This is a genomic window from Aminobacter sp. P4_D5, assembly GCF_056401815.1.
This window is the reverse complement of record NZ_JBFUIP010001132.1, coordinates 1-573: the sequence shown is the minus strand read 5'-3', so window position 1 is coordinate 573 and position 573 is coordinate 1. Positions and strand designations below refer to the sequence as shown.

1 protein-coding gene is annotated in these 573 nt (G+C 69.8%); it reads left to right on the top strand.

Going from position 1 to position 573, the window contains the following annotated elements; genetic code table 11:
• Positions 1 to 573: PAS domain-containing protein (locus AC1DWF_RS37080; RefSeq protein ID WP_476843415.1), on the top strand; the 573-nt coding region annotated here is incomplete at both ends.

Below are 573 nucleotides of genomic sequence, written 5' to 3'. Positions count from 1 at the left end.
GTCCGCGACATCACCGCGCTCAAGACCACCGAGCTCGCCCTTGCGCACGAGCGCACGATGCTCGCAACGATCATCGACAACCTGCCCGACGGCGTCATGCTCTACGATGCCGACTTCCGGTGGCGGGTGGCCAACCGCCAGCTCATGGAGTTCCAGGCCCTCCCCGAGGAGGTGGYCTATCCCGGTGCCCGCGCCGAGGACATCCTGCGCTTCCAGGCCCAGCGCGGCGATTTCGGCCCGCCGCCCGCGACGCCCGAGGGGCTGGACGCGCTGGTGGCCGAGCGCGCGGCGCTCATGCGCCAGCCCGGCGGATCGCACTACGTGCGCCTGACGGCGGGCGGCTTCTGGATCGAGTTCAACACGCGCCCGTTGCCCGATGGGGGGCTGCTCGGCYTCTACCGCGACATCACSSCGCTSAAGSAGCGCGAGGMRGARCTSGAGRSCGARCGCACCCTGCTGCGCGAGGTGATCGAGGGCGTGGACGCGCTCGTGATGCTGCTGGATCGCGATGCCAACATCCTCGTCGCCAACGCCTCGCACCGGGAGCTGATGGCAACGCCGGACGAGTTCTAC